This window comes from Streptomyces sp. SKN60, assembly GCF_026236535.1.
In the GTDB taxonomy this organism is placed as follows: Bacteria; Actinomycetota; Actinomycetes; order Streptomycetales; family Streptomycetaceae; genus Streptomyces.
The window spans coordinates 64332-87517 of sequence record NZ_JAHTMW010000023.1; the positions used below are offsets into that span (position 1 = coordinate 64332).

Here is a 23186-nt window from a genome sequence, read left to right on the forward strand (position 1 = left end):
GTGTGGTCACCCGTTAGGACGGGCCGAAGTCCTAGGAGGTTGCGCCTCTTTCGGGCAGGATCTGGCCGAGTTGGACCCCTCTTGCCCCCGGACAGAAGTGGAAGAGTTCGTCTATGCAGGTCTGGCCGGGACAGGCGTATCCCCTGGGCGCCACCTATGACGGCGCCGGTACCAATTTCGCGGTCTTCTCGGAGGCCGCGCACCGCATCGAGCTGTGTCTGCTCGACGACGACGGCGGCGAGACGTCCGTGGAGCTGCGCGAGACCGACGCCTTCGTGCGGCACGCCTATCTGCCGGGCGTGATGCCCGGACAGCGCTACGGCTTCCGGGTGCACGGGCCGTACGCGCCGGAGCGCGGGCTCCGCTGCAACCCCGCGAAGCTGCTCCTCGATCCGTACGCGCGGGCGGTCGCGGGCGCGGTGGAGTGGCACGAGGCGGTGTACGGGTACCCCTTCGGGCGGCCCGACGCGCGCAACGACCTGGACTCCGCCCCGCACACGATGACGTCCGTGGTCGTCAACCCGTACTTCGACTGGGGCGACGACCGGCGGCCGCGCACCGAGTACCACCACACGGTGATCTACGAGGCCCATGTGAAGGGCCTGACCATGCTCCACCCGGAGCTGCCGGAGGAGCTGCGCGGGACGTACGCGGGGCTCGCGCACCCGGCGGTCATCAACCACCTCAAGGAACTGGGCGTCACGGCCCTTGAGTTGATGCCAGTGCACCAGTTCGTGAACGACCACCGGCTCGCCGACGCGGGCCTGTCGAACTACTGGGGCTACAACACCATCGGCTTCTTCGCCCCGCACAACGCCTACGCCTCGTGGGGCGACCGGGGCCAGCAGGTCCTGGAGTTCAAGTCGGCGGTGCGGGCCCTGCACCAGGCCGGCATCGAGGTGATCCTCGACGTGGTCTACAACCACACCGCCGAGGGCAACCACCTGGGCCCGACGCTCTCGTTCCGGGGCCTGGACAACCCCTCGTACTACCGGCTCGGCGACGACCCGCGCTACTACACGGACACCACCGGCACCGGGAACTCGCTGCTCATGCGGTCCCCGCACGTGCTGCAGATGATCATGGACAGTCTGCGCTACTGGGTCACCGAGATGCATGTGGACGGCTTCCGCTTCGATCTGGCGGCCACCCTGGCCCGCCAGTTCCACGAGGTGGACCGGCTGTCCTCGTTCTTCGACCTGGTGCAGCAGGACCCGGTGGTCAGCCAGGTGAAGCTGATCGCCGAGCCGTGGGACCTGGGCGAGGGCGGCTACCAGGTGGGCAACTTCCCGCCGCAGTGGGCCGAGTGGAACGGCAAGTACCGGGACTGCGTGCGCGATCTGTGGCGCGGCGAGCCGCGCACCCTCGCCGAGTTCGCCTCCCGGCTGACCGGCTCCTCCGACCTCTACCAGGACGACGGGCGCCGCCCGCTCGCCTCGGTCAACTTCGTGACCTGCCACGACGGTTTCACGCTGCGCGACCTCGTCTCGTACAACGAGAAGCACAACGAGGCCAACGGGGAGGGCAATCGGGACGGCGAGAGCCACAACCGGTCCTGGAACTGCGGCGCCGAGGGCGACACCGACGACATCGGCATCCGCGAGCTGCGCCAGCGCCAGATGCGCAACTTCCTGGCCACCCTGATGCTGTCGCAGGGCGTGCCGATGCTCGCCCACGGCGACGAGTTCGGGCGCACCCAGGGCGGCAACAACAACGCGTACTGCCAGGACAGCGAGGTCTCCTGGGTGCGCTGGCCCAAGCCGGGCACCGAACCGGAGTCCACGCTCCTGGAGTTCACCCGGGCGATGGTGCGGCTGCGCCGCGAGCACCCGGTGTTCCGGCGCCGCCGCTTCTTCCACGGGCGGCCGGTGGAGGGCACCCACGACGAGCTCACCGACATCGCCTGGTTCACGCCGGAGGGCGAGGAGATGACGGCCCGGGACTGGCAGGCCGCGCACGCGCAGGCGCTCACCGTCTTCCTCAACGGCAACGCGATCTCCGAGCCGGGGCCGCAGGGCGAGCGGATCTCCGACGACTCCTTCCTGCTGATGTTCAACGCCTCGTCGCAGGAGCTGGAGTTCGAGGTGCCGGACAGCCACGGCGAGTGCTGGAAGGTGGTCGTGGACACCTCCCACCCGGAGGGCATGCCGCCGCAGGAGGGCCCGCGGATGGCCGCCGGCGAGCGGGTGACCCTCGCCCCGCTCACGCTGACGGTGCTGCGGCGCCCGGCCTGAGCCCGTCCGGCGCGGGCTCCTCGGTCCGGCGGGCGCGCACCGTCCAGGACAGCACCGCGCACCCCACGGCCGCCCCGGCCGCCACTCCGAAGGCGGCCGGGGCGCCGTGCGTCTCGGCCAGCCGGCCGGACAGGGCGAGCGCCACGGCCTGGCCGCCGACCACCCCGCTGGTGAGGAAGGCCATGCACTCGGCGAGCCGGGCCGGCGGCGCGGTGCGCTCGGTCAGCCCGAACACGGTGATCAGGTGCGGGGCGTAGGCGACGCCGAGGACGACGACCGCCGCGTACAGCCATCCCAGGGTGTCGACGAGGACGAGCGGTACGGCGAGCACGACGAGCGCGGCGGTGGCCGCGCGCCAGCGGGTGTGCAGTCCGATCCGGGCGGGCGCGGCGGCCATGGCGAAGCCGGCGGCGGCGCTGGTGACCCCCATCGCCGCGTAGACGAGCCCGGCCTGGTCGGGCACGCCGAGCCGTTCGGTGAGGGCGGTGATCCCGGCCTGCGAGGCCCCGAACATGGCGCCCTGGAGGACCATCGCGCCGCGCAGCGCGTACGTGGACGCGGGGAGCGCGGAGGCCGGGAGGCGCGTCCGTTCGGCGGCACTCGTTCGGGTGGCGCCGGAGCCGGCCCCCGGGGCGAGGGTGGCGGCGCTCGGGTGGAGGGCGAAGGCGGTGCCGCAGCCGGCGAGGAGCGCGGCGGCGGTCAGCAGGGCGGCGGCCGGGTGGGCGACGGTGGCGGCGAGACCGACCAGAGCCGGGCCGAGGACGAAGGACACCTCGTCGAGGGTGCCCTCGAAGGAGAGCACGGTCGCCACCGTCCGGTCGTCGGCCCCGGCCCGGCGGGCCAGGGTCACCGAGCGACTCCTGGCCAGCGGGCCGATCTGCGGGACGGTGGCGCCGGCGAGCGCGCCCAGCGGCATCAGCAGGCCCGTGGCGGCGTGGCCGAGGGCGGCGAGCACCAGGGCGGTGACGGCGGCGGCGTTGGCGAGGGCGGCGGCGAGGACGACGGGCCGCTGCCCGTGCCGGTCGGCGAGCCGTCCGATCAGCGGCCCGGCGACGGTCTGGCCGGCCGCGAGCGCCCCGCCGACCAGGCCGGCGGTGGCGAGCGAGCCGCTGGTCTCGGCGACCAGGAGGAGGCTGCCGAGCTGACACATGGCGGTCGGCAGCCGGCCCAGGAAGGAGACGGCGGGCAGGACCGGACCGAGCAGACGGAGGGTGTCGCGATACATCCGGAGCATCACGCGAACGTAACGCGGCTCACCCGAACGGACGCATGGGGCGATGACACGGAACCCTCCGCGCGGGGTACGTACGTTCGCATGACGTCCTTCTCGCTGCCCTCAGCCCTGGAACGGGCGCTGCCCACCGCGACCTACCGGATCCAGTTGCAGCCGGAGTTCCCGTTCGCCGCCGCCGAGGCGGCCGTGCCACGGCTCGCCGCGCTCGGGGTCTCGCATCTGCATCTGTCGCCGGTCCTGGAGGCGGTGCCCGGTTCCACCCATGGGTACGACGTGACCGATCCGGGCCGGGTACGGGGCGAGCTGGGCGGCGAGGAGGGGCTGCGGGCGCTCGCGGCGACGGCCCGCGCGCACGGCCTGGGCCTGGTCCTCGATCTGGTGCCCAACCACATGGCGGCCTCGCCCCGGCACAACCACGCGCTGCGGGAGGTGCTGCGGGAGGGCCCGGAGTCGCCGTACGCGCGCTGGTTCGACATCGACTGGGCGGCGGGCGACGGCCGGATGCTGTTGCCGGTGCTTCCGGCCCGGCTGTCCGAGGTGCGCGACCGGCTGCGGGTGGCCGACGGGGTGCTCACGCTCGACGGACAGGAGTTCCCGCTGCGGGCGGGCACCGAGGAGCTGCCGCTCGACGAGCTGCTCGACGCCCAGTGGTACCGGCTCGCCTGGTGGCGGCTCGCCCGCACCGAGCTCAACTACCGCCGCTTCTTCACCATTTCGGATCTGATCGGGGTGCGGGTCGAGGACCCGGAGGTGTTCGCCGCGACCCATGCCAAGGTCCTGGAGCTGGTCGCGGACGGCGTCGTCGACGGGCTGCGGATCGACCACCCGGACGGGCTCGCCGACCCGGAGGGCTATCTGGAACGGCTCGCCGAGGCGACCGGCGGACGCTGCTGGACGGTGGTGGAGAAGATCCTCACCGGCACCGAACCGCTGCCCGCCTCCTGGCCGGTGGCCGGCACCACCGGCTACGACGCCCTGCGGTATGTGGACGGGCTCTTCACCGATCCGGTGGGCGCCGACGAACTCGCCGACGTGTACCGGGAGTTCGCCGGTCGGGCCGGGGACCGGGGCGGCTACTGGGCGGCGACCGCGCGCCGTGCCGCGTACAAGGTCGTCACCCATGAACTGGCCTCGGAGACCGCAGCCCTGACCCGGCTCGCCGACCGGATCTGCGCCGCCGACCCCGCGCTGCGCGACCACGCGCCGTGGGCGCTGCACACCGCGATCCGCGAACTCCTCGTCCGCGTCCCGGTGTACCGCACCTACCGCACCGGCGGCGAGCACGTCCTCACCCCGGAGGCGGCGCGCGGCGCCAAGGCGGCGTTCGCGGTGCCGGAGGAGGCGACGGCGGTGGACGTGGTGCGCGACCTCGCGCTCGGCACCGCCCACGGCGACGGGCCCGAACACCGGGCGTTCCGGGCCCGGTTCGCGCAGACCTCGTCCGCGCTGCGTGCCAAGTCCGTGGAGGACACCGCCTTCTACCGCTACACCCCGCTGCTCTCGGCGAACGAGGTGGGCGGCGACCCGGGCCGCCCGGCGGTCACCCCCGACGAGTTCCACGCCTTCTGCGCCCGGCTCGCCCGCGACTGGCCGGGCACCGGCACGGTGCTCACCACCCATGACACCAAGCGCAGCGCGGACGTACGGGCGGGGATCGCGGTCCTGTCGCAGTGCCCGCAGCGCTGGGCGGAGCTCCTGGAGGAGGTCGCCGGGGTGCCCGCGCCCGATCCGCACCTGGCGTGGACGGCCTGGCAGACCGCCTTCGGCCTCGGCGCCCCCGACGCGGCGCGGCTCGGGCCCGCCGTCCTCAAGTCGGTGCGCGAGGCGGGCCTGCACACCAGCTGGACGGAGCCGGATCCGGCGTACGAGCGGGCGGTGACCGATTTCGTGGCGGCCGGCCCGGGCCGGATCCCGCTCCGTACCGCCTCCGAGGCGGCCTTCGGGCTCGAACCCCACATCCGCGCCCAGGTCCTGGGCGCGGCACTGGTGCAGCTGACCATGCCGGGCGTGCCCGAGCTCTACCAGAACACCGAGCGGGAGTACCGGGCGCTCGTCGACCCGGACAACCGGGCGCCGTACGCGCCGGGCCCGGACGACGACAAGACGGCCCTTGTCCGGGCGGCCCTCGGCCTGCGCCGCACCCACCCCGAGTACTTCGGCCCGGCCGGCCACTACACGGCGCTGCCGGCGGCGGGGCCGACGGCCCCGCACTGTCTGGCCTTCACCCGCGCGGACCGGGTCCTGACGGCGGTGACGAGGCTGTCGCTCCGCCTCGCGGAGGCGGGCGGCTGGCAGGACACGGCGCTCGCGCTGCCGGACGGCCGGTGGCTCGATGTCCTCGACGGCGTACGGGAGTTCAGCGGCGGCGCGCAGACCCCGGTGAAGCTGGCGGAGCTGTTCGAGGCGCGGCCGGTGGCGCTGCTGGTGCGCCCGTAGAAAGGCCCCGTGGAAGAGCCCCGTAGAAAAGAAGAGGGGCGAGGAAAGCGAAGGGACTACTGCGTCGATATGGATTCGAGTGAGAAGGAAGCCCCTTCATGGCCTCGCCTTGGAAAGAACTTAACACTCAGGCCGGGATCAGGTCGCGCAGATTTTCCGGCGTGATCACCCGTGAGCCCGGGGCGAGCCCCTCGGGACGCTCCAGACCGATGTAGGTGACCGGCTCCTCGGGCGCCGGGGTGCGGCCGTCCCACAGTTCGGTGCGGGCACCCGCCGCCGTCATCAGGTCGGTGAGGTGCCGGACGGTGAGCGGGGTCCGCTCGACCAGGCCGCGGACGAGGACGGCGAAGGTCACCTTGTTCTCCTCGACCCGGTTCCCGTGCGGCTCGCCCTTGAGGTAGAGGTGCAGCCAGCGGGCGTGCCAGCCGCCCTCGGCGTCGCGCTGGAAGGCGAGCGGCAGGGCGATCCGGCCGGGGCCGCGCAGGTCCGACTTCATGCGCACGGTGCGCGGTTCGAAGGGCCGGCCGCCCTGGTCGGCCTCGCGCAGCATGAAGCCGAAGAACGACTCCTCGACACGGTCGAAGCCCTCGCCGCTGTAGACGTGCACCTGCGGGACGATGAAGTCGCCGCGCACCGCGCCGAGCCGCAGGTCGATGAACTCCGAGGCGCCGTCGGGCGCGTTGGTGACATCGCCGGAGTGGGTGCCTTCGACGGAGGTGAGGGCGGTGTACGAGAGCCAGGTGACGGCGTCGTAGCCGGCGTCCAGGACCAGCGCGGACAGATCGTGGTCGGTGATGGCCTGGGTCTGCTTCCAGTACGTGAAGAAGCGCAGCAACTCGCCCTCGATCCGCGACACGGAGCCGCGCGGCAGCGTGCCGAGGCCGGCCGCGGCGGCCCGGCCGCTCAACGGCAGTGCCACGGACAGGACTTCGGGGTCGACGAGGAGCCGCTCGGGGGCCGTGAGCCGGCGCCGGGTCTCGGCGTCGAGCAGCGCGGTGAGCCGGTCCCGTACGGCCTCGGGCAGCGGCCCGCGGTTGTCCTCGGTGACCCAGGCGCCACCGGACCGGTTCACGAACACCCGGCGCGGGTCGCCCTTTCCGGTCCGGCCCTCCCCCGCGCGGTTCTGCACGTGCTCGCGCAGGGACAGCACGACACGCCCTGACACCCGGGCCGCGGCGCGCTCGGCGGCGGAGAGGACCGCGTCGAGTTCCGGGCCTTCCTGCGCGGTGCGGACGAGCCGGTCGAGCGCGCGGAACAGCGCGCCGGGCGCGGTGGTCGCGAGCAGGTCGGCGGCGCCGGCGACGTCGCCGTCGGCGAGCAGCGCCTCGGCCCGGCCGGCGAGCGAGGGCGCCTTGCGCTCGCCGCGCGCGACGGCGAACACCTCGGCCGCGTGCGGCCACTGCGGGTACTCGTGCGGGTGCAGCCGCTCCCCGAGCCGCTTCCACGCCTCGCGGTGCCGGGGGACGTCGGCGAGCTTGGCGGGCTGCGCGGCGACGACCGCGTCGAGGGCGGCGAGCATCGCGCGGCGGTACGGGCGGGACGGCGCACGGAACCGGGTGGGCTCGCGCAGCCCGACGTCGCCGTCCGACAGGGCGCAGGCGAGCCGCAGCACATCGGTGACGGTGTCGACGAGCAGGGCCGCCCCGGCCTTCAGACGGGCCCGGTTGACCACGGCCCGGACCTCCCGGACCGGGATCTTCTCGGGCTGCGGCCCGTGCGCCTGGTTCCCGGCGAGCACGGCCAGGTCGGCGAGGTGCTCCTCGCCGAGCGGGGTGCGGCTGCCGGCGAGGGCGAGGTAGAGCGCGCTCGCCTCGTCGGGGAGGGTGCCGCCGGGGTGCAGCAGCGTGACCCGGTCGCCGGCCGCCGCGACCAGTTCGCCGTGGGCGGCGAGCAGTTCCTCGTACGCGTGCTGGTACCGCCCGTAGGTGGGCAGGGTCAGCAGGTCGAGCGTCCCGGTGCTGAGCTGTCCGAGCACCAGGGGCCGTGCCGTCTCGTCGCCGAGCGCCTTGACCAGGCACTCGGCCCAGAAGGCGGCGGTGTCGGGGACGCCGGCCGGGAAGCGGAGGAAGTACGGGTTGTGCCGGACGTGGTCCCCGACGAGTTCCCGGACGGTGTCCAGGGTGCGGGCGGCGAGGGCGACGACCGTCTTCTCCTCGCACCCGGACAGGGCGGTGAACAGCTCGCCCGACAGCTTGAATCCGACGGACATCAGCGCGATGTCGAACTGCCGGGCGGCGGCGCCCCCTTGGCCGGTCCCGGAGGGGACGGGGACGCGGAGGGTGTGCCGTACGACCAGGCGTTCGAAGGTGTGGACCATGCGGGCATGGTTCCAGGGCGGGGCGGGCGGGCGCACACGGATTTCGTACGGGAGGCATGGGCGCGCCGCCAGCGGTAAGGCGACTGTCGGGAACAGGTGAAGAAGCGGAGGAGAGCGACATGTCCGAAGCACGGCGACCCGACGACCGGGCGGCGGCCCTCGTGGAACCCTGGCGGACGCGCGGCCGGCGGCAGGTGCACGCGGATCTGGAGATCCCGATCGACGTCACCTTCTCCTACGATCCGGGCGACCCCTGGGCGGTCCGGGTGTCGTTCGCGCATCTCGGCCGGGCGACCGACTGGACCCTCTCCCGCGAACTGCTCCGCACTGGCGTCCGCACCTCGTGCGGCGTCGGCGACGTCCGGCTCTGGCCGGTCCGGCTCGGCGGCCGCGGCGGCCGGCTCCGGATCCGCCTCGGCGGCATCGGTCCCCCGGTCCTCGTGGACGTCGACCGCCGCGAGCTCCGCACCTGGCTGGCCACCACCTTCGAGGCGGTCCCGCCGGGCACGGAGCCGGACCATGTCGACTGGGCGGCGGAGGCACGGAATCTGGGCGCGGGGTCCTGACGCCACGGCTCGGACCACGGCTAGGACCACGGCTACGGCTACGGCGACCAGGGCGCGGAGAGGAGGTCGGCGGCGCTGCGCCGGTCCCGGCCCTCCGGCGGCTCCTCGGCCGCCCTGCCCAGAGCGATCATGGAGATGATCTCCCACCCCGGCAGCGGGCGCAGCTCCTCGGTGAGCCCCTCCAGGTCGAAGGCCCGGAACTGGTGCGAGGCCAGCCCCAACGCCTCGGCCTGCAGCGTCATATGGGCGACGGCCTGACCGAGGTCGTAGTCCGCGAACTCGGAGTACAGCAGCGGCGTGTCGTCCACGTAGCGGCGCGCCGAGGTGACGACGAGCAGCCCCGCGTCCGTCGCCCACCGCGCCGAACTCGCCGCCAGATGCCGCACCAGCCGACCGTGCGCCGGCTCCCCGCGTCGGCTCACGAAGAACCCCCACGGCTGCGAGTTCCCCGCGGACGGCGTCCACCGCGCGGCCTCCAGGAGCAGCCCGAGCGCGCCATCGTCCACGACGGCCTCCGGATCGAACCGCGAGGGACTGAACCGCCCCGCCAGGAGCGGGTGTATGCCCCCGCCGGTCTGCACGGCCGCTTCCGACCCGCCTTGATCACGTCGCATGTCCGGCTGCAACCGGCGGCCGGGGCGGCGTATTCCGCCGGGGCCCGGGCGGGGGCTTCCCGCCGGAGGCGCTAGCCGCCCGGGCGGACGATCAGGGTACGCGGGGCGCGGGTGATGACTCCGGTGCGTTCGGGGCGGCGGAAGCCGTCGGCGAGGCGGAGCCGGGGCATGGCCTGGAAGAGGGCGCGGAGGGCGTATTCGGCCTCCAGGGCGGCGAGGGTGACGGCGGGGCACGGCCCGGGACCGTAGGTGAGCTGGCCGGGGTCGTCGCGGAACAGGTCGAAGCGGTCCGGGTCGCGGAAGCGTTCGGGGTCGCGGCCCGCGGCGCCGAGGAGCAGGGCGACCGGGGCGCCGGCCGGGAGGGTGCCGCCGCTGACCGTGATCTCGCCGCGGGTGCGGCGCATCATGATCTGCACCGGCGGCTCGCGCCGCAGCGACTCGGTCCAGGCGCGGGCGACGAGCCCGGCGGGCGCGTCGCGCAGCGCCTCGACGCGGTCGGCGTCGCTGAGCACGTCCGCGAGGAACCCGGCAAGGGCCTTCTCCCGTACGGCGATCTGCCCGGTGCACTGCCCGGCGAGCGCGGACGCGGCCCGGCCGCGCACGAGCCGCATCATGTCGCGGTACGGCACCCCCACCGCGGCGGCCACGGTCCCGGCGGGCAGCCAGTGGCAGAAGTCCGCCACCAGATCGGCCCGCGGCCGGTCGGCGATCCGGCGGGCGAGCACGAAGGCGGTGCGTTCGGCGACGGCCCGCAGTTCGCCCTCGTCGACGTCCGTGTGCGTCTCGGCGCACGGCGGGTCGCCGGGCCGGTGCCCGTGGGTGAACCGCGGGTCGGTGAGCGCCCCGGCCACGTCCGCGTACCGGCTGAGCACCCAGGCCCGCAGCAGCGGATCGTGGGTGAGCGGGAACTCCTCGCGCAGCACCCGGTACGTCCGGTACGGATCCCGTCCGGCCCCCGGCTCCAGGGGGCTCGGCGCGACCCGGCGCGGGCGGTCCGCCGCCGCTGCGGCGGCCGGCGAACCGGCGGGCGCCATCGGGGGCAGCACGGCCCAGTGCTCGCGCCACCCACCCTGCCTCCGGTGCGGCTCGTGGCTCATCTGACCCCCTCGGTGGTCGGCCGGCCCGCCTGGTGCGGTCCCCTCAGCACACCACCGATCGAGTGACATTGCAGCACGTACACCGCCGAACGGGTGGAATCAGGGAATTTCGGGATTCGGCATGAGTCGGGCGGAGGCGCTCGGTGCCGTGCCCGGTCAGTTCAGCGACAGCCGGAACGACATCTGCCCGAACCCCACCGCGTCCCCCGCCCGCACCACCACCGCGCCGGTGACCCGCCGCCCGTTGACCGTCGTGCCGTTCGTCGAGCCGAGGTCGCGCAGGATCCAGGTGCCGGCCTGGGAGGAGAGCTCCGCGTGGAGCCGGGAGACCGTCTCGTGGCTGAGCCGGAGGCCGTTCACCGGGTCGCGGCCGATGCGCAGCGGATACGGGCCGGGCACGGGCAGCAGGAGCTTCGGGAGGCGCTCGGTGTGCCAGGCGCGGCCGAGGCGGGCCGTGAAGGCGGACATCTTGCCGACGGCGCCCACCACCCGGCGGGTCCAGGTCGACTCGGTGGCCAGGTCCGCCGTCAGCAGGGCGAGTTCGTCGGAGCGGCGGGCGACGAGCGCCCGCTCCATCCGGAAGAGGAACGTGTCGTGCGACAGACGTCCCTGTGCCGCACCCTCGCGGAGCACCGCGAGCGCGCGTTCCCGCTCGGCGTCGGTCAGCCGAGGGGCGTCCGGCGGTCCGGCCGGCAGCTCGTAAGGGGTCGTCACATCGTGATTGTCCGACGCGAGGCACCGGGGTGTCCAGAAGGGCCGTCGGCGGCCCTCGGGCGGGGCGATAACTCACGTGCCGCGCCGCCCGATCGTTGCTACGGTCGGCCGCCGATCGCACGCCGGCCGCACACCGGTCGCCCGCCGATCGGATCACCTCACACCATCTGGGAGAACCCTTATATGCAGCTTGACCCTGCGCTCGTCATCCGTCCGCTCGCCGGACCGCAGGAGCTCGACCTGTTCGACCGCCTCGACTACGTCCTCGACCACGAACTCCCCGACGACCTCGCCACCGGCCGCCGCCTCCCCGAGTGGCTGTGGGTGGCGCTGCGCGGCGACCGGCTCGTCGGCCGGATCGGCTGGTGGACCGGGCGGCCCGGCGCCGCCCCGCAGGCGCTCGACTTCTTCGACCTGGACCCGGAGCTGTCCGCCGAGGACGCCGCGGACATCGGTCTGCGGCTCCTGGAGACGGCGACCGCCGCCGTCGTCCCGGCGGGCGCGCCCCGCCCCGAGTACGGCCGGTTCATGCCGGCGGACTGGCGCGAGGACGACGCGACCCGTACACGGCTGGAACGTCTCTTCGGCGTCCTGGAGGCGTCCGGCGCCCGCCCGCTCGTGGAGCGGCTGCGCCTGGAGTGGCGGGCCGGGACCGCCGTGCCCGCGCCCGCCGGGCGGCTCGCCTTCCGCCCCGTACGGGACCGCGAGGACCTGCTCGCGCTGATGACGCCGGTCATGGAGGGCACCCTCGACGCCCACGGCCAGGCGGACCTCGCCACCGGGCTCTCCCCGCGCGAGGCCGCCGAGCTGCACTACGACGAGGAGCTGGCGCACTACACCACGCCCCGCGACTGGTGGCGGATCGCCGAGCTGCCGGAGACCGGCGAGCCGGTCGGCTTCGTCGTGCCCGCGCGCAACAACTACCACCCGATCATCGCGTACATCGGCGTGCTGCCCGCCCACCGCGGCCGCGGCCACGTCGACGAGATCCTCGCCGAGGGCACCCGGGTGCTCGCCGCCGAGGACGTGCCGAACATCCGGGCGGCGACCGACGTCGGGAACGTGCCGATGGCGAAGTCCTTCGCGCGGGCCGGTTACGTGAACTTCGAGCGCTCGATCAACTTCGTGTGGGACGCGCCGGGCGCGGCGGGCTCCTGACTGCCAGGATGGTCCCCGTAACCGTTGATCACTCGACGGTCGACCAGTCGACGAGGGGACCTTCGCGTGCTGTTCGAGGTGTGGGCGCCGCACGCCCGTGACCGGGTGACGCTGGAGCTGAACGGCGTCCGGCATCCGCTGGAGCGGGACGCCGAGCGGGCCGGCTGGTGGAGCGGCGTCTTCCCGGCCGCCGACGGCGACCGCTACGGCTACGCCCTCGACGCCGGGCCCGTGGTCCCCGACCCGCGTTCCCGCCGCCTCCCGGACGGCCCGGACGGGCTCACGGCGGTCGTCGACCACGACACGTACGCCTGGCGGCACGAGACCCCAAGGCTTCGGCTGCGCAGCGGCGTCGTGTACGAGCTGCACATCGGCACGTACACCCCCGAGGGCACCCTCGACGCGGCGGCCGGCCGGCTCGGGGAGCTCGCGGGGCTCGGCGTCACCCATGTGGAGCTGATGCCGCTGTGCCCGTTCCCGGGGGTGCGCGGCTGGGGGTACGACGGGGTGGCGCCGTGGGCGGTGCACGAGCCGTACGGCGGGCCGGCGGCGCTGAAGCGGTTCGTGGACGCGGCGCACGGGCTCGGGCTCGGCGTGATCCTGGACGTGGTGCACAACCACCTGGGCCCGGACGGCAACCATCTGCCGTCCTTCGGGCCGTACTTCACCGAGACCCACCACACGCCGTGGGGCGCGGCGGTGAACCTGGACGCGCCGGGCTCGGACGAGGTCCGCGCGTACTTCCTGGGCAGCGCCCTCGCCTGGCTGCGGGACTACCGGATCGACGGGCTCCGGCTCGACGCGGTGCACGCGCTGGCCGACACCCGGGCGCTGACCTTCCTGGAGGAGCTGTCGGCGGCCGTCGACGAACTGGCCAGGGAGCAGGGCCGGCAGCACTTCCTGATCGCCGAGTCCGACCTCGCCGACCCGCGCACCACCACGCCCCGCACGGTCGGCGGGCTCGGCGTCCACGCGCAGTGGAACGACGACTTCCACCACGCCCTGCACACGGCGCTGACCGGCGAGTCCCAGGGCTACTACGCGGACTTCGCGCGGGCCCCGATGGCCGCGCTCGCCAAGACCCTCACCCGGGTCTTCTTCCACGACGGCACCTGGTCGTCCTTCCGCGGCCGCCACCACGGGCGCCCGGTCGACCGCGAACGCACCCCCGCGCACCGCTTCCTCGGCTACGCCCAGACCCACGACCAGATCGGCAACCGCGCCACCGGCGACCGCCTCTCGGCCACCTGCTCCCCCGGCCTGCTCGCCTGCGCGGCGGCCCTCGTCCTGACCGGCCCGTCGGTGCCGATGCTCTTCATGGGCGAGGAGTGGGGGGCCACGACCCCCTGGATGTACTTCACCGACCACACCGACCCGGAGCTCGCGGAGGCCGTACGGCGCGGCCGGCGCCGCGAGTTCGCCGCCCACGGCTGGGCCGAGGAGGACGTCCCCGACCCCCAGGAACCGGCCACCCGGGACCGCTCGGTCCTCGACCGCGCCGAACGCGACCGCGACCCCCACAAACGCCTCCTCGCCTGGCACCGCGAACTCATCGCCCTCCGCCGCACCCTCCCCGACCTCACCGACCCGGACCTGGCGGGCGTCAAGGTCGCCTACGACGAGGAGGCCCGCTGGCTCGTCTTCCGCCGCGGCGACATCCGCGTCGCCGTCAACCTCGGCAAGGCCCCCGCCTCGATCGCCCTCGGCTCCAACGGCCGCGACCGCGTCCTCGCCACCTGGGACCCCACCGACGCCCCCGGCCGTGACGGCCTCCTGACCCTGCCGGCGGAGTCGGCGGTCGTCCTGACGGACGGCTGAGCTCCGCCCTTACAAGGCGGAGCTCACTCCACGATCGCCATCTCGTGCGGGGTGTTGTTGAAGCGGCGGCCCGTGCCGTCCTCCGTCAGCGTGACGATGTCCTCGATGCGGACGCCGAAGCGGCCCGGGAGGTAGACGCCGGGCTCGATGGAGAAGCACATGCCGGGGACGATGGGGCGTTCCTCGCCCTCGATCATGTAGGGGGGTTCGTGGGTGGTGACCCCGATGCCGTGGCCGGTGCGGTGGATGAAGTACTCGCCGTAGCCGGCGTCGGTGATGACCTTGCGGGCGGCGCGGTCCACGTCCTGGCAGGCCGCTCCGGTCCGTACGGCCTCGAAGCCGGCCTGCTGGGCCTCGCGGACGAGGTCGTGGACGCGGCGTTCCTCGTCGGTGGGGGCGCCGACGTGGACGGTGCGGGTGGTGTCGGAGCCGTAGCCGTGTTTGAGGCCGCCGAAGTCGAGGACGACCATGTCGCCGGGCTCGATGGTGCGGTCGCCGGCCTCGTGGTGGGGGTTGGCGCCGTTGGGGCCGGAGCCGACGACGGTGAAGTCGACCTGGGAGTGGCCGAAGCGCATGAGGAGCGCGGCGAGGTCGGCGGCGACGTCGGTCTCCTTGCGGCCGGCGAAGCGCACCTTGAGGATCTCGCCGTACGCCCGGTCGGCGGCGGCCCCGGCGGCCTCGACCCGGGCCAGTTCGTGGGCGTCCTTCACGGCGCGGAGCATCGGCAGGGCCTCGGTGAGGGAGACGTACGAGGTGCCGGGCAGGGCCTGTTGGAGGCCGAGCAGGTGCATGGCCCAGGCGTTGTCGCTCACGCCGAAGCGGCCGCTTGCGTCGAGCAGCGGCGCGGTGACGGCGTACGGGTCCTTGCCGTCGGTCCAGTCCCGCAGGGACAGCGCGGCGGCGCCCGCGGCCTTCTCGGCGTCCGGCGCCTCCAGGGTGGGCACCACGAGCACCGGGTCCTGGCCGGGGGCGATGACGAGCACGGTGAGCCGCTCGGTGATCGCGGTGGGCTGGTACCCGGTCAGATAGACCAGATCGGGCCCGGGCGCGACCAGCACCCCGGCGAGCCCCGCCGCGGCGGCGGACTCGGCGGCCCGGGCCATCCGGGCCCGGTAGTCGTCGGCGGTGAAGGGTGCGGGGGCGGTGCCGCCGTCGGACGCGGATTCGGACGCGGATGCGGTGCTCTCGGGCATGGGTGTTCTCCTCCTCGACGTACCCCGACGTACAGCATCCTGCCGGGAGCCGCCGGGTCCGGCTACCCGGCCACTCCGGCCACTCCGGCTACTCCGGCTCGCGGACGATGAGGCGTTCGAGGAGGGCCTGGAAGTCGTCGCCGACGACGATGCGGAGCTGGCCGTCGTCCTCGGCGTGTTCGCTGAGCTGGGTGAGGGTGCCGGCGCGCCACCAGAAGACGTACGGGCTGATGGCGCCCGGCGTGTCCTCGTAGCCGGAGGCGGCGAAGGAGGCCATCGCGCCGAGGGCGGGGACGATGGTGGTGTCGCGGATGGGGTGGAAGGCCAGCTGGTGGCGGAAGGGCATGGCGACCAGCGCACCGTCCTCCGTGAGCGGGCGGCCGGTGACGCGGCGGACGACCGCGTCGAGGTCGAGGACCCGGCTCGCCGTGTAGAAGGAGTCGCCGAGGATGACCTCGAAGCGCATGCCGTCCGCGTCCTTGACGGTCTCGTGGCCCTCGACCGGCAGCCCCCGCAGGTTGTCGATGGCCCGCTCGCGCAGCCGGACGGGGTCGCCGAGGCGTTCCAGGGCTTCGTCCGTGAGGGTCATGACGCTCTCCGGCAGGTCGAGCGCGAGCACCTCGTACAGCCCCGGGGCGACCGTACGGGCGTAGCCGAACGCACCGGGGTCGATGCCCTCGCCGCTGACGACCCGCGGATAGAGCTGGGCGCGGATCTGCTCGGGCGGCAGGGTCTCCAGGGCGGAGGGCCCTTCCAGCGCGCGGACGACGAGCCGGACGTGGCGCTCGATGAGCCGCGGCCAGATGCGGGTGCCGCGCGGGTCCTGGTGGCAGACGGCGGCGAGGTTGCCGAGGCCGAAGCGGCGGCCGGAGTCGTCGGTGACGGAGTCGGCGTACACGGTCACTTCGAGGCCGAGTTCGGCGAAGACCGCCCGCACCTCCCTGCGGAAGAGCGCGGCCTCGCGCTCGGAGAAGTACGTGAACTCCGGGTCCCGCGGCGCGTCGTCGCCGTCCCGCCTGGGCCCCCGCCGGAACCACCCCACGCCGTCCCGCCTTTCGTCGCCTGTTCCCGCCGTCCGTGCACGGCGTTCGTTGCCGCCGTACCCGCCAGATTAGCGAGCGGTCGTCTCCCGGTGGCCGAGACGGCGGAGCAACTCCGCAGCCGGCCCGTCCGGTTCGCCGCCGTGCGGGAGTCCGTGCGGGAGTCCGTGCAGAAGCTCGGTGCGGTGTACGAGGCGGGGTACGGCGAGCGGCACGAGCACCCCACCGGGGGCGGAGGCGGCCGCGGACCGGGGCAGCAGGGCGAGCCCGTGCCCGGCGGCGGCGAGCGCGGCGACCGTACGGACGTCGGTGCCCTCGTACCGCAGCGACGGCCGGAAGCCGTGGCCGCCCGGCGCCCCGTGCGCGGCGCGCAGCCGGTCGAGCGGCAGCCCCGCGTCGGGGGCGTCGAGCCAGCGCGCGTCGACGAGGTCGCCGAGGTCGAGCCCGTCACGCCGCCCGGCGAGCGGATGGCCGGCGGGCAGGACGACGACCAGGGGATCCTCGGCGACCACGAGCGCGGTGAGCGGGGCGACGTCGGGGAGCCGCAGCGGATCGCTGGGCGCGGCGAGGCCGTCGACGAGACCGAGGTCGGCGCCGCCGGTGGCGACGGCCGCGGGCACCTCGTCGCGGGGCAGGGTGCGCAGGGTGACGCCGGTGGCGGGCAGCGCGGCGAGGACCCGCGGGTGCAGGGCGAGCGGGCCGGCGGCCAGCGTGAGGGTGCGGCGGGGCGGGGCCGCGTACCGGGCGAGGTCGGCGCGTGCCGCGTCGAGCCGGAGCAGCAGCGAACCGGCGTGTTCGAGGAGCCGTTCGCCGGCCGGGGTGGGCGCGACCGGCCGCCGGCCGAGCAGCGCCAGGCCGAGGTCGGCCTCCAGGGCGGCGATGTGCTGGGAGACGGCGGACTGGGTGTAGCCGAGTTCCCGGGCCGCCGCCGAGAAGGAGCCGAGCCGGGCGACGGTCACGTACGTACGGAGGAGGTGCGGGTCCATCGGCGGTGCTGCCTGTCCGTGTCTCAGGACGGCCCGGCGGTCTTGAGCAGATCGCGGGCGTAGTACGCGAGGGAGCGGTTGTAGCGCGGCAGCAGCGGGGCCAGCGCGCCGAGCGCGAGCGAGGCGGCTTCGCGCTCGCGGCCGGTGTCGGCGAGCGCGAGGGCGAGGAAGCCGTCGACGGCGGCGGACAGCGCGGTCTCGTCGGCGTCGAGCCGGTCGGCGGGGATCGCGCGCTCCTCGGTGAGGAGTTCGACGCTGAGGTCGGGGCGGCCGAGGTTGCGCAGGCTGCTGGCGAGCTGGATGACGGCACGGCGGCGGCGCAGCCCGGTGAGCCCGCCGGCGAGGGCCCGCCGGTAGAACCGGACGGCCTGCTCGGGCTCGCCCGTCGAGTCGTGGGCGGCGCCCTGCTCGAACAGGGCGACCGGGTCGTCCTCGGGGAGCTCGGCGGCGAGTTCGGCGATCCGGGCGCGGAAACCGGCCGGGTCCTGGTCCTTCTCGTACGCGTCGAGTTCGGCCCAGCGGTCGGCGAGGCGCTGCTCCCAGTCGTTGTTCATGGCGGCACCCTATCCGGCGGGCCGGGCGGAAGGCCCATAAGCATCCGTGATGGAGGGTGCAGGAATCATCGTTGGACGTGAACGGCGGGACGCGGCCAGCATGACGTCCATGAACGCCATGAAGTCCATGAAGTCCATGAACGGCACGAACACCATGAACGCCACGAACGCCACGAACGACCCGTTCGACCTGAGCTCCATGAACGGCATCAACGCCCCGTACGGCGCCGCCCCCGCCCGCACGCCCCGGATCGCCCTGGTCGGCGACCGCTCCCCGCACGTCAAGTCCCATGTCCGCATCCCGCTCCTCCTCGACGCGCTCGCCGAGCAGGACGGCCTCGTCCTCGACGCGTACTGGATCCGCAGCGGCGACGCGGCCGAGCCCGGCGCGGTGGCGGGCTTCGACGCGGTGTGGCTGCTGCCGGGCAGCCCGTACGAGAGCGAGGAGGGCGCGCTGGCCGCGATCCGCACGGCGCGCGAGGAGGGCGTTCCGTTCCTCGGGACCTGCGCGGGCTTCCAGCACGCGCTGATCGAGTACGCGCGGGACGTCTGCGGTCTGACCCGCGCCGCGCACGCCGAGAACGACCCGGAGGCCGACGCCGGCGACCTGCTGATCGCGCCGCTCGCCTGCTCGCTCGTCGGGCACGAGGGCGCGGTACGGGTGACGCCGGGTTCGCTCGCGGAGTCGGTGCTCGGCGCCGAGCGGTCGACCGAGCGCTACCACTGCAACTACGGGCCCGACAGCCGCCATCTGGACACCCTGGAGGCGCACGGGATGCGCTTCACGGGCGTGGACGACGACGGCCAGGTCCGGATCGCGGAACTCCCCGGCCACCCCTTCTTCCTGGCCACCCTGTTCCAGCCGGAGCTGGCCGGCGACGGCTCGCGCCCGCACCCGATCGTCCGTGCCCTGGCGCGGGCGGCCGTCAGTAGGTCTGCGTCTCTTTCGCGGGTGGCGGGCTGAAGTCCACGTCGGCGGCGGCCAGGACGCGTACGGACCGGCCGGGGAAGTCCAGGTGGCGGAAGCTCTCGTTGTGGTGGGCGACGGACGCGTCGGGCGCGGCGTACGGCCCGGAGCCCGGCTCCCGCACCGAGGTGGTGTGGCCGTCGGCGACGAGCACGAGGTCGTAGCGGCGGCTGAGGGCCTGGCCGGCGATGACGGCGACGGTCTCGTCCGCGCGGTGGGCGATCGCGGCGAGGGCGTTCTGCATGTCGATGACGAGGAGCGCCGGGGCGTGGGTCACCCGCCGAGGATAACCAGCTGCGGGGGTAAGGGAGTTCACTCCATCCGTACGACGAGATGGGCGCGGTCCCGGCCACGCGCGACGAGCCGGGCGTTGGCCTCGTCGGACTCGGCGACCCAGCGTTCGGCGTGGGCCGGCTCCTTGCCGAAGCGCACGTGCCGGGCGACCAGGCGCGGCACCCTGCGCCGGTCGTCCAGGTCCAGGTACCAGGCCTCGTCGAGCAGCGGGCGGACCGCGGCCCACGGGCCCTCGTCGTGCAGCAGGTAGTTGCCCTCGGTGATGACGAGGGGGACCTCGGGCGGTACGGGTATCGCTCCCGCGACCGGCTCCTCCAGGCCCCGGTCGAAGGCGGGCGCGTACACGGTGACACCGGGTTCGGCCGCCCGGATCCGGGCGAGCAGCGCCACGTACCCGGCGGCATCGAACGTGTCGGGCGCCCCCTTCCGCCCGGCCCGCCCGAGCCGCTCCAGCTCGGCCTGCGCCAGATGGAACCCGTCCATGGGCACCAGAACGGCCAGCCCGTCGAGCAAGGTGATCAGCCGCCCGGCGAGCGTCGACTTCCCGACCCCCGGCGGCCCGACAATCCCGAGCACCCGCCGCCGCCCGTCCCGGCCCCCGCCCTCGACGAGCCGCCGGGCCCGCCCGGCGAGCCGTTCGAGTTCCCGCGCGTCCATGCGGGGCATTCTCGCACCGGGGGGCGGGGTGGAGGCGGCGAGGCCACCAGGCCGGGCCAGGACCGCCGGAGCGGGCGCCGGGCCGAGGCGAGCGTCACCGCGGGCCGGCTCGACCTGGTCACGTCGCCGCTGATCTCCGCCTGGGGCCGGAAGGCCGCCTGACGCGCGGGCGCGTCCGTTGGCGGAGGCGACGTCATACGTATTACCTTCGCTCACATGGACACCACGCTGCCCGCCCTCGCCCTCGTCACCCTCGTCGTCCGCGACTACGACGAGGCCGTCGACTTCTACACCCGCGCCCTCGGCTTCGAGCTCGCCGAGGACACCGACCGCGGCGACGGCACGCGCTGGGTCGTCGTACGGCCCCGGGGCGCGGGCGCGCACGGCACCGGGCTGCTGCTCGCCCGTGCCAAGGGCGAGGCGCAGGCCGCGGCGGTCGGTGCGCAGACGGGTGGCCGGGTCGGGTTCTTCCTGCACACGGACGACTTCGCCCGCGACCACGCGCGGATGACCGCCGCCGGGGTGCGCTTCCTGGAGGAGCCGCGCCACGAGCCGTACGGCTCGGTCGCCGTCTTCGAGGACCTGTACGGGAACCGCTGGGACCTCCTCCAGCCGGCCGCCTGACACTCCCGGTAGCGCTCGAAACCCGGTGGCCTCCACCGCGCCCGCCCCGATACGGTCACGGCTCCCCCTCCCGTATCGAACCGAGAGCGACACCATGACCAGCCGCCGCGCGACCACCACCCTCTGGCGCCCCACCGGCCCCGAGGAGCTGGATCTCGTGCGCGCCCTCGACTGGAAGGCGTGGCCGCCCCGGCTCCCGGAGCAGCCGATCTTCTACCCCGTCCTCAACGAGGACTACGCGATCCGGATCGCCCGCGACTGGAACGTGAAGCACAGCGGCGTCGGTCACGTGACCCGCTTCGAGGTCGACACCGCCTTCCTGGCCCGCTACCCGGTGCAGCAGGCCGGCGGGCGGACGATCCTGGAGCTGTGGGTGCCGGCGGAGGAGCTGGACGAGTTCAACGCGCACATCGTCGGCGCGATCGAGCTCGTCCACACCTTCCGCTGAGCTGCTGAGGGAAACCCCTGGCTACGCCTTCCTCCGCGCGGCCGCCGCCAGGAAGTCCTCGAACGTCCCCTTCCCCACCGCCCGTTCCGGCGTCAGATGCCAGCCCGCGGCGAACGCCCGGTACGTCTTCCCCGGCAGCCGTACGGGCAGCAGCGCACGCCGCCGCCCGCTCGCCGCCAGGTAGGCGCGGGCCAGGTCGGCGAAGGTGCGCACCTCGGGTCCGCCCATCTCCGGCACCTGGCCGGCAGGCGGGCCGGCGGCCAGTTCGGCGAGGCGGTCGGCGACCTCGGCCACCTCGATCGGCTGGTCGGAGATCCCGGAGAAGTACGGCATGACCGGCGACTTGGCGAAGGCGGCGAGCACCCGGTGGACCAGGTCGTGGAACTGGGTGGTGCGCAGGACCGTCCAGCCGAGCCCGGACTGCTCGATGATCCTCTCGACCGCGAGCTTGGTGCGGTAGTAGGGGAACGGCACGCGGTCGACGCCGACGATCGAGATGTAGACCAGATGGCGGACCCCGGCCCGGCCGGCCGCCGCCACCAGGTTGCGGGCCGCGTCCTCGTCGCCGCCGCGCGGGCTGCTGGCACAGTGCACGACGGTGTCGACGCCGTCCAGGGCGGCGTCAAGACCGGGCCCGCCCTCGCGCAGGTCGACGGCGAAGGGCCGGGAGTGCCGGCTGAGCACCCGTACCTGGTGTCCGGCCGTCCGCAGCCGCTCGGTGACGATCCGGCCCAGGGTGCCGGTACCGCCGGTGACCAGGATGGTGTGCGGCACGTTCCGCGAAACGTTCTGCGACACGTTCTCCGTGCTCATCGCGATGAACCTCTCTGTCTCTCTCTGCATCGTCCGACAGAAAGGGGACGGATCGCGACCGCAGAGATGTGACATCGGGCGCCCTCGTGTCTCTCCGCAGTTCGTAGAGGACGCCTGCCGAACGTCCGGATCTTCGTACTTTCCGCCCGTACGGGCACGGGCCGCGCCTTGGAGAGACTGCCGGACGCGTCACAGTCCATCACCGAGCACGAACGAGCACGGGGAGGCGGCACGATGAGCGTGCGGCAGCAGTACGACGAGATCGGCGAGGCGTTCGAGGGGTTCAAGTCCCTGCCCCTGACACGGTACGGGGAGGTGCCGAGCTTCCTCGCCCTGGTCGGGGACGTCCGGGGGAAGTCGGTCCTCGATCTCGCCTCCGGTACCGGCTTCTACAGCCGGGAGCTGAAGCGGCGCGGGGCGGCGGAGGTGTTCGGCGTCGACATCTCGACCGAAATGGTCGCGGCAGCACGGGCGTTCGAGGACGCCGAGCCGCTAGGGGTGCACTATGCGGTGGGTGATGTCGCCGAACTCGGTGACCTGGACCGGAAGTTCGACATCGCGCTGGGGGTCCAGCTGCTCAACTACGCCCCGGACGTGGCCGCGATGGAGCGCATGTGCCGGAGCGTGCGCCGGAACCTCACCCCGGGCGGGGAGTTCTTCGTCCTCTCCCAGTCGCCGGACTTCCGCTTCGACGGCCCCTCCCTCGCCAAGTACGGCTTCCTGTGCGAGCCGACCGGCGAGGAGATCGAGACGGGACCGCGGGTGCGGATCACGGCGCTGCTCGACCCGCCGATCTCCTTCGTCGGTGCCGCCCCGCGCCGCGAGGTGTACGAGCAGTCGCTGCGGGCGGCGGGCTTCGGCGACCTGGAGTGGGTGCCGTTGGAGGTGTCGGAGGCCGGCCGCCGCGCGTACGACGCGGAGTTCTGGGCCGACCTCACCGGCAACCCGCCGCTGGAGATGCTGCGCTGCCGGGCGTAGGAGCGCGGGGAGCGCTCTAGTAACGCCCCCAGGCCACGAAGACGAACAGCGCCAGAAAGAACAGGTCGAGGCCCGTCATCGCGAACTCGCGGCGGCGCAGGCGCAGCGCCGCCGCCCCGGCCATGATCAGTGCGAGCCCGGTGGCCGCGACCGGCACGAGGCCCGGCGCGATGTCGAGCACGGCCGGCAGGACGAGGCCGAGGGCGCCGAGCACTTCCAGGGCCCCGATGCCCTTGATGCCGACCGGCGGGAAGCCCTCCGCCCAGGCCCAATTGGGCCCGCCAGCCAGTATCTTCTCCTTCGGCGTGATCAGCTTGTAGCCGCCGCCGAGGAAGTAGGCGGTGGCGAGCAGTCCGGTCACGATCCACAGCGCGATGTTCATGGGGTTCACTCTCTTCCGGTGAGTCGGTGGATTCGGTGTCGCCCTCTTGGACAGAGGACGGC

The 23186-nt window shown here is 73.9% G+C and carries 22 protein-coding genes; 9 read left to right on the forward strand and 13 right to left on the reverse strand.

All coding sequences use genetic code 11. The features are described 5' to 3' along the window. Positions 1-113 precede the first annotated feature (113 nt). Positions 114-2234, forward strand: coding sequence for a glycogen debranching protein GlgX (glgX, locus tag KV205_RS30355; protein WP_265867960.1), 2121 nt, complete (start codon positions 114-116; stop codon positions 2232-2234). Here glgX and KV205_RS30360 read toward each other — a convergent pair. After that, positions 2203-3459, reverse strand: a complete 1257-nt coding sequence (locus tag KV205_RS30360) for an MFS transporter (RefSeq protein ID WP_265868007.1) — start codon at positions 3457-3459, stop codon at positions 2203-2205. The genes glgX and KV205_RS30360 overlap by 32 nt on opposite strands. A gap of 90 nt (positions 3460-3549) precedes the next feature. Here KV205_RS30360 and treY point away from each other — a divergent pair, with 90 nt between their 5' ends. Beyond that, the gene (gene treY / locus KV205_RS30365; RefSeq protein WP_265867961.1) at positions 3550-5904 is read left to right on the forward strand and encodes a malto-oligosyltrehalose synthase; all 2355 of its coding nucleotides are present in this window, start codon (positions 3550-3552) and stop codon (positions 5902-5904) included. A 127-nt stretch (positions 5905-6031) separates the two neighbouring features. Here treY and KV205_RS30370 read toward each other — a convergent pair whose 3' ends face one another. After that, on the reverse strand, positions 6032-8221 hold the full coding sequence (locus KV205_RS30370; RefSeq protein WP_265867962.1) for a hypothetical protein: 2190 nt from the start codon (positions 8219-8221) through the stop codon (positions 6032-6034). Between the two features lie 119 nt (positions 8222-8340). Here KV205_RS30370 and KV205_RS30375 point away from each other — a divergent pair, with 119 nt between their 5' ends. Beyond that, entirely contained in the window at positions 8341-8787 is a 447-nt protein-coding gene (locus tag KV205_RS30375; protein WP_265867963.1) for an SsgA family sporulation/cell division regulator, read from the forward strand. Positions 8788-8825: 38 nt separating this feature from the next. On the opposite strand, the gene KV205_RS30380 is transcribed toward KV205_RS30375, so the two are convergent. The 3 genes from KV205_RS30380 to KV205_RS30390 form a co-directional block, all read right to left on the reverse strand. Next, positions 8826-9293: a nitroreductase family protein gene (locus tag KV205_RS30380; RefSeq protein ID WP_374214744.1), complete on the reverse strand. Its 468-nt coding sequence runs from the start codon at positions 9291-9293 to the stop codon at positions 8826-8828. 179 nt (positions 9294-9472) lie between these two features. Beyond that, on the reverse strand, positions 9473-10498 hold the full coding sequence (locus tag KV205_RS30385) for a cytochrome P450 (protein ID WP_374214745.1): 1026 nt from the start codon (positions 10496-10498) through the stop codon (positions 9473-9475). A 156-nt stretch (positions 10499-10654) separates the two neighbouring features. Next, on the reverse strand, positions 10655-11212 hold the full coding sequence (locus KV205_RS30390; protein WP_265867965.1) for a DUF1707 and FHA domain-containing protein: 558 nt from the start codon (positions 11210-11212) through the stop codon (positions 10655-10657). Between the two features lie 183 nt (positions 11213-11395). Between KV205_RS30390 and KV205_RS30395 the strand changes: the two genes are divergently transcribed. Together KV205_RS30395 and treZ are read left to right on the forward strand one after the other, a co-directional pair. Continuing rightward, positions 11396-12370, forward strand: coding sequence for a GNAT family N-acetyltransferase (locus tag KV205_RS30395; protein ID WP_265867966.1), 975 nt, complete (start codon positions 11396-11398; stop codon positions 12368-12370). Between the two features lie 66 nt (positions 12371-12436). Beyond that, entirely contained in the window at positions 12437-14188 is a 1752-nt protein-coding gene (gene treZ, locus KV205_RS30400; protein ID WP_265867967.1) for a malto-oligosyltrehalose trehalohydrolase, read from the forward strand. A gap of 23 nt (positions 14189-14211) precedes the next feature. On the opposite strand, the gene KV205_RS30405 is transcribed toward treZ, so the two are convergent. The 4 genes from KV205_RS30405 to KV205_RS30420 all read right to left on the reverse strand — a co-directional run bounded on the left by KV205_RS30405 (position 14212) and on the right by KV205_RS30420 (position 17961). Beyond that, on the reverse strand, positions 14212-15381 hold the full coding sequence (locus KV205_RS30405) for an aminopeptidase P family protein (protein WP_265867968.1): 1170 nt from the start codon (positions 15379-15381) through the stop codon (positions 14212-14214). Between the two features lie 88 nt (positions 15382-15469). Next, positions 15470-16423 (reverse strand): hypothetical protein, encoded by a 954-nt coding sequence (locus tag KV205_RS30410; protein ID WP_265867969.1) that lies wholly within the window; start codon positions 16421-16423, stop codon positions 15470-15472. A 69-nt stretch (positions 16424-16492) separates the two neighbouring features. Beyond that, on the reverse strand, positions 16493-17407 hold the full coding sequence (locus tag KV205_RS30415; RefSeq protein WP_265867970.1) for a LysR family transcriptional regulator: 915 nt from the start codon (positions 17405-17407) through the stop codon (positions 16493-16495). Positions 17408-17430: 23 nt separating this feature from the next. Further along, positions 17431-17961 carry a tetratricopeptide repeat protein gene (locus KV205_RS30420; protein ID WP_265867972.1) on the reverse strand — a complete coding sequence of 177 codons (531 nt, stop codon included), beginning with the start codon at positions 17959-17961 and terminating at the stop codon, positions 17431-17433. Positions 17962-18160: 199 nt separating this feature from the next. On the opposite strand from KV205_RS30420, the gene KV205_RS30425 reads away from it, so the two are divergent. After that, positions 18161-18925, forward strand: coding sequence for a hypothetical protein (locus KV205_RS30425; RefSeq protein WP_265868009.1), 765 nt, complete (start codon positions 18161-18163; stop codon positions 18923-18925). Here the strand turns inward: KV205_RS30425 and KV205_RS30430 are convergent. Then, positions 18888-19205 carry a hypothetical protein gene (locus tag KV205_RS30430; RefSeq protein ID WP_374214746.1) on the reverse strand — a complete coding sequence of 106 codons (318 nt, stop codon included), beginning with the start codon at positions 19203-19205 and terminating at the stop codon, positions 18888-18890. The two genes, KV205_RS30425 and KV205_RS30430, sit on opposite strands and share 38 nt — an antisense overlap. Positions 19206-19240: 35 nt before the next feature. After that, positions 19241-19888, reverse strand: a complete 648-nt coding sequence (locus KV205_RS30435; RefSeq protein WP_374214747.1) for a nucleoside/nucleotide kinase family protein — start codon at positions 19886-19888, stop codon at positions 19241-19243. Positions 19889-20107: 219 nt separating this feature from the next. Here KV205_RS30435 and KV205_RS30440 point away from each other — a divergent pair, with 219 nt between their 5' ends. Together KV205_RS30440 and KV205_RS30445 are read left to right on the forward strand one after the other, a co-directional pair. Further along, positions 20108-20503, forward strand: coding sequence for a VOC family protein (locus KV205_RS30440; RefSeq protein WP_265868011.1), 396 nt, complete (start codon positions 20108-20110; stop codon positions 20501-20503). A gap of 94 nt (positions 20504-20597) precedes the next feature. Further along, positions 20598-20951, forward strand: a complete 354-nt coding sequence (locus KV205_RS30445; RefSeq protein WP_265867974.1) for a hypothetical protein — start codon at positions 20598-20600, stop codon at positions 20949-20951. A gap of 21 nt (positions 20952-20972) precedes the next feature. On the opposite strand, the gene KV205_RS30450 is transcribed toward KV205_RS30445, so the two are convergent. After that, on the reverse strand, positions 20973-21764 hold the full coding sequence (locus tag KV205_RS30450; protein WP_265867975.1) for an SDR family oxidoreductase: 792 nt from the start codon (positions 21762-21764) through the stop codon (positions 20973-20975). A gap of 234 nt (positions 21765-21998) precedes the next feature. Here KV205_RS30450 and KV205_RS30455 point away from each other — a divergent pair, with 234 nt between their 5' ends. Then, positions 21999-22742, forward strand: a complete 744-nt coding sequence (locus tag KV205_RS30455) for a class I SAM-dependent methyltransferase (RefSeq protein WP_265867976.1) — start codon at positions 21999-22001, stop codon at positions 22740-22742. Positions 22743-22758: 16 nt separating this feature from the next. Here KV205_RS30455 and KV205_RS30460 read toward each other — a convergent pair whose 3' ends face one another. Then, the gene (locus KV205_RS30460; protein ID WP_265867977.1) at positions 22759-23124 is read right to left on the reverse strand and encodes a DoxX family protein; all 366 of its coding nucleotides are present in this window, start codon (positions 23122-23124) and stop codon (positions 22759-22761) included. Positions 23125-23186: the final 62 nt, after the last annotated feature.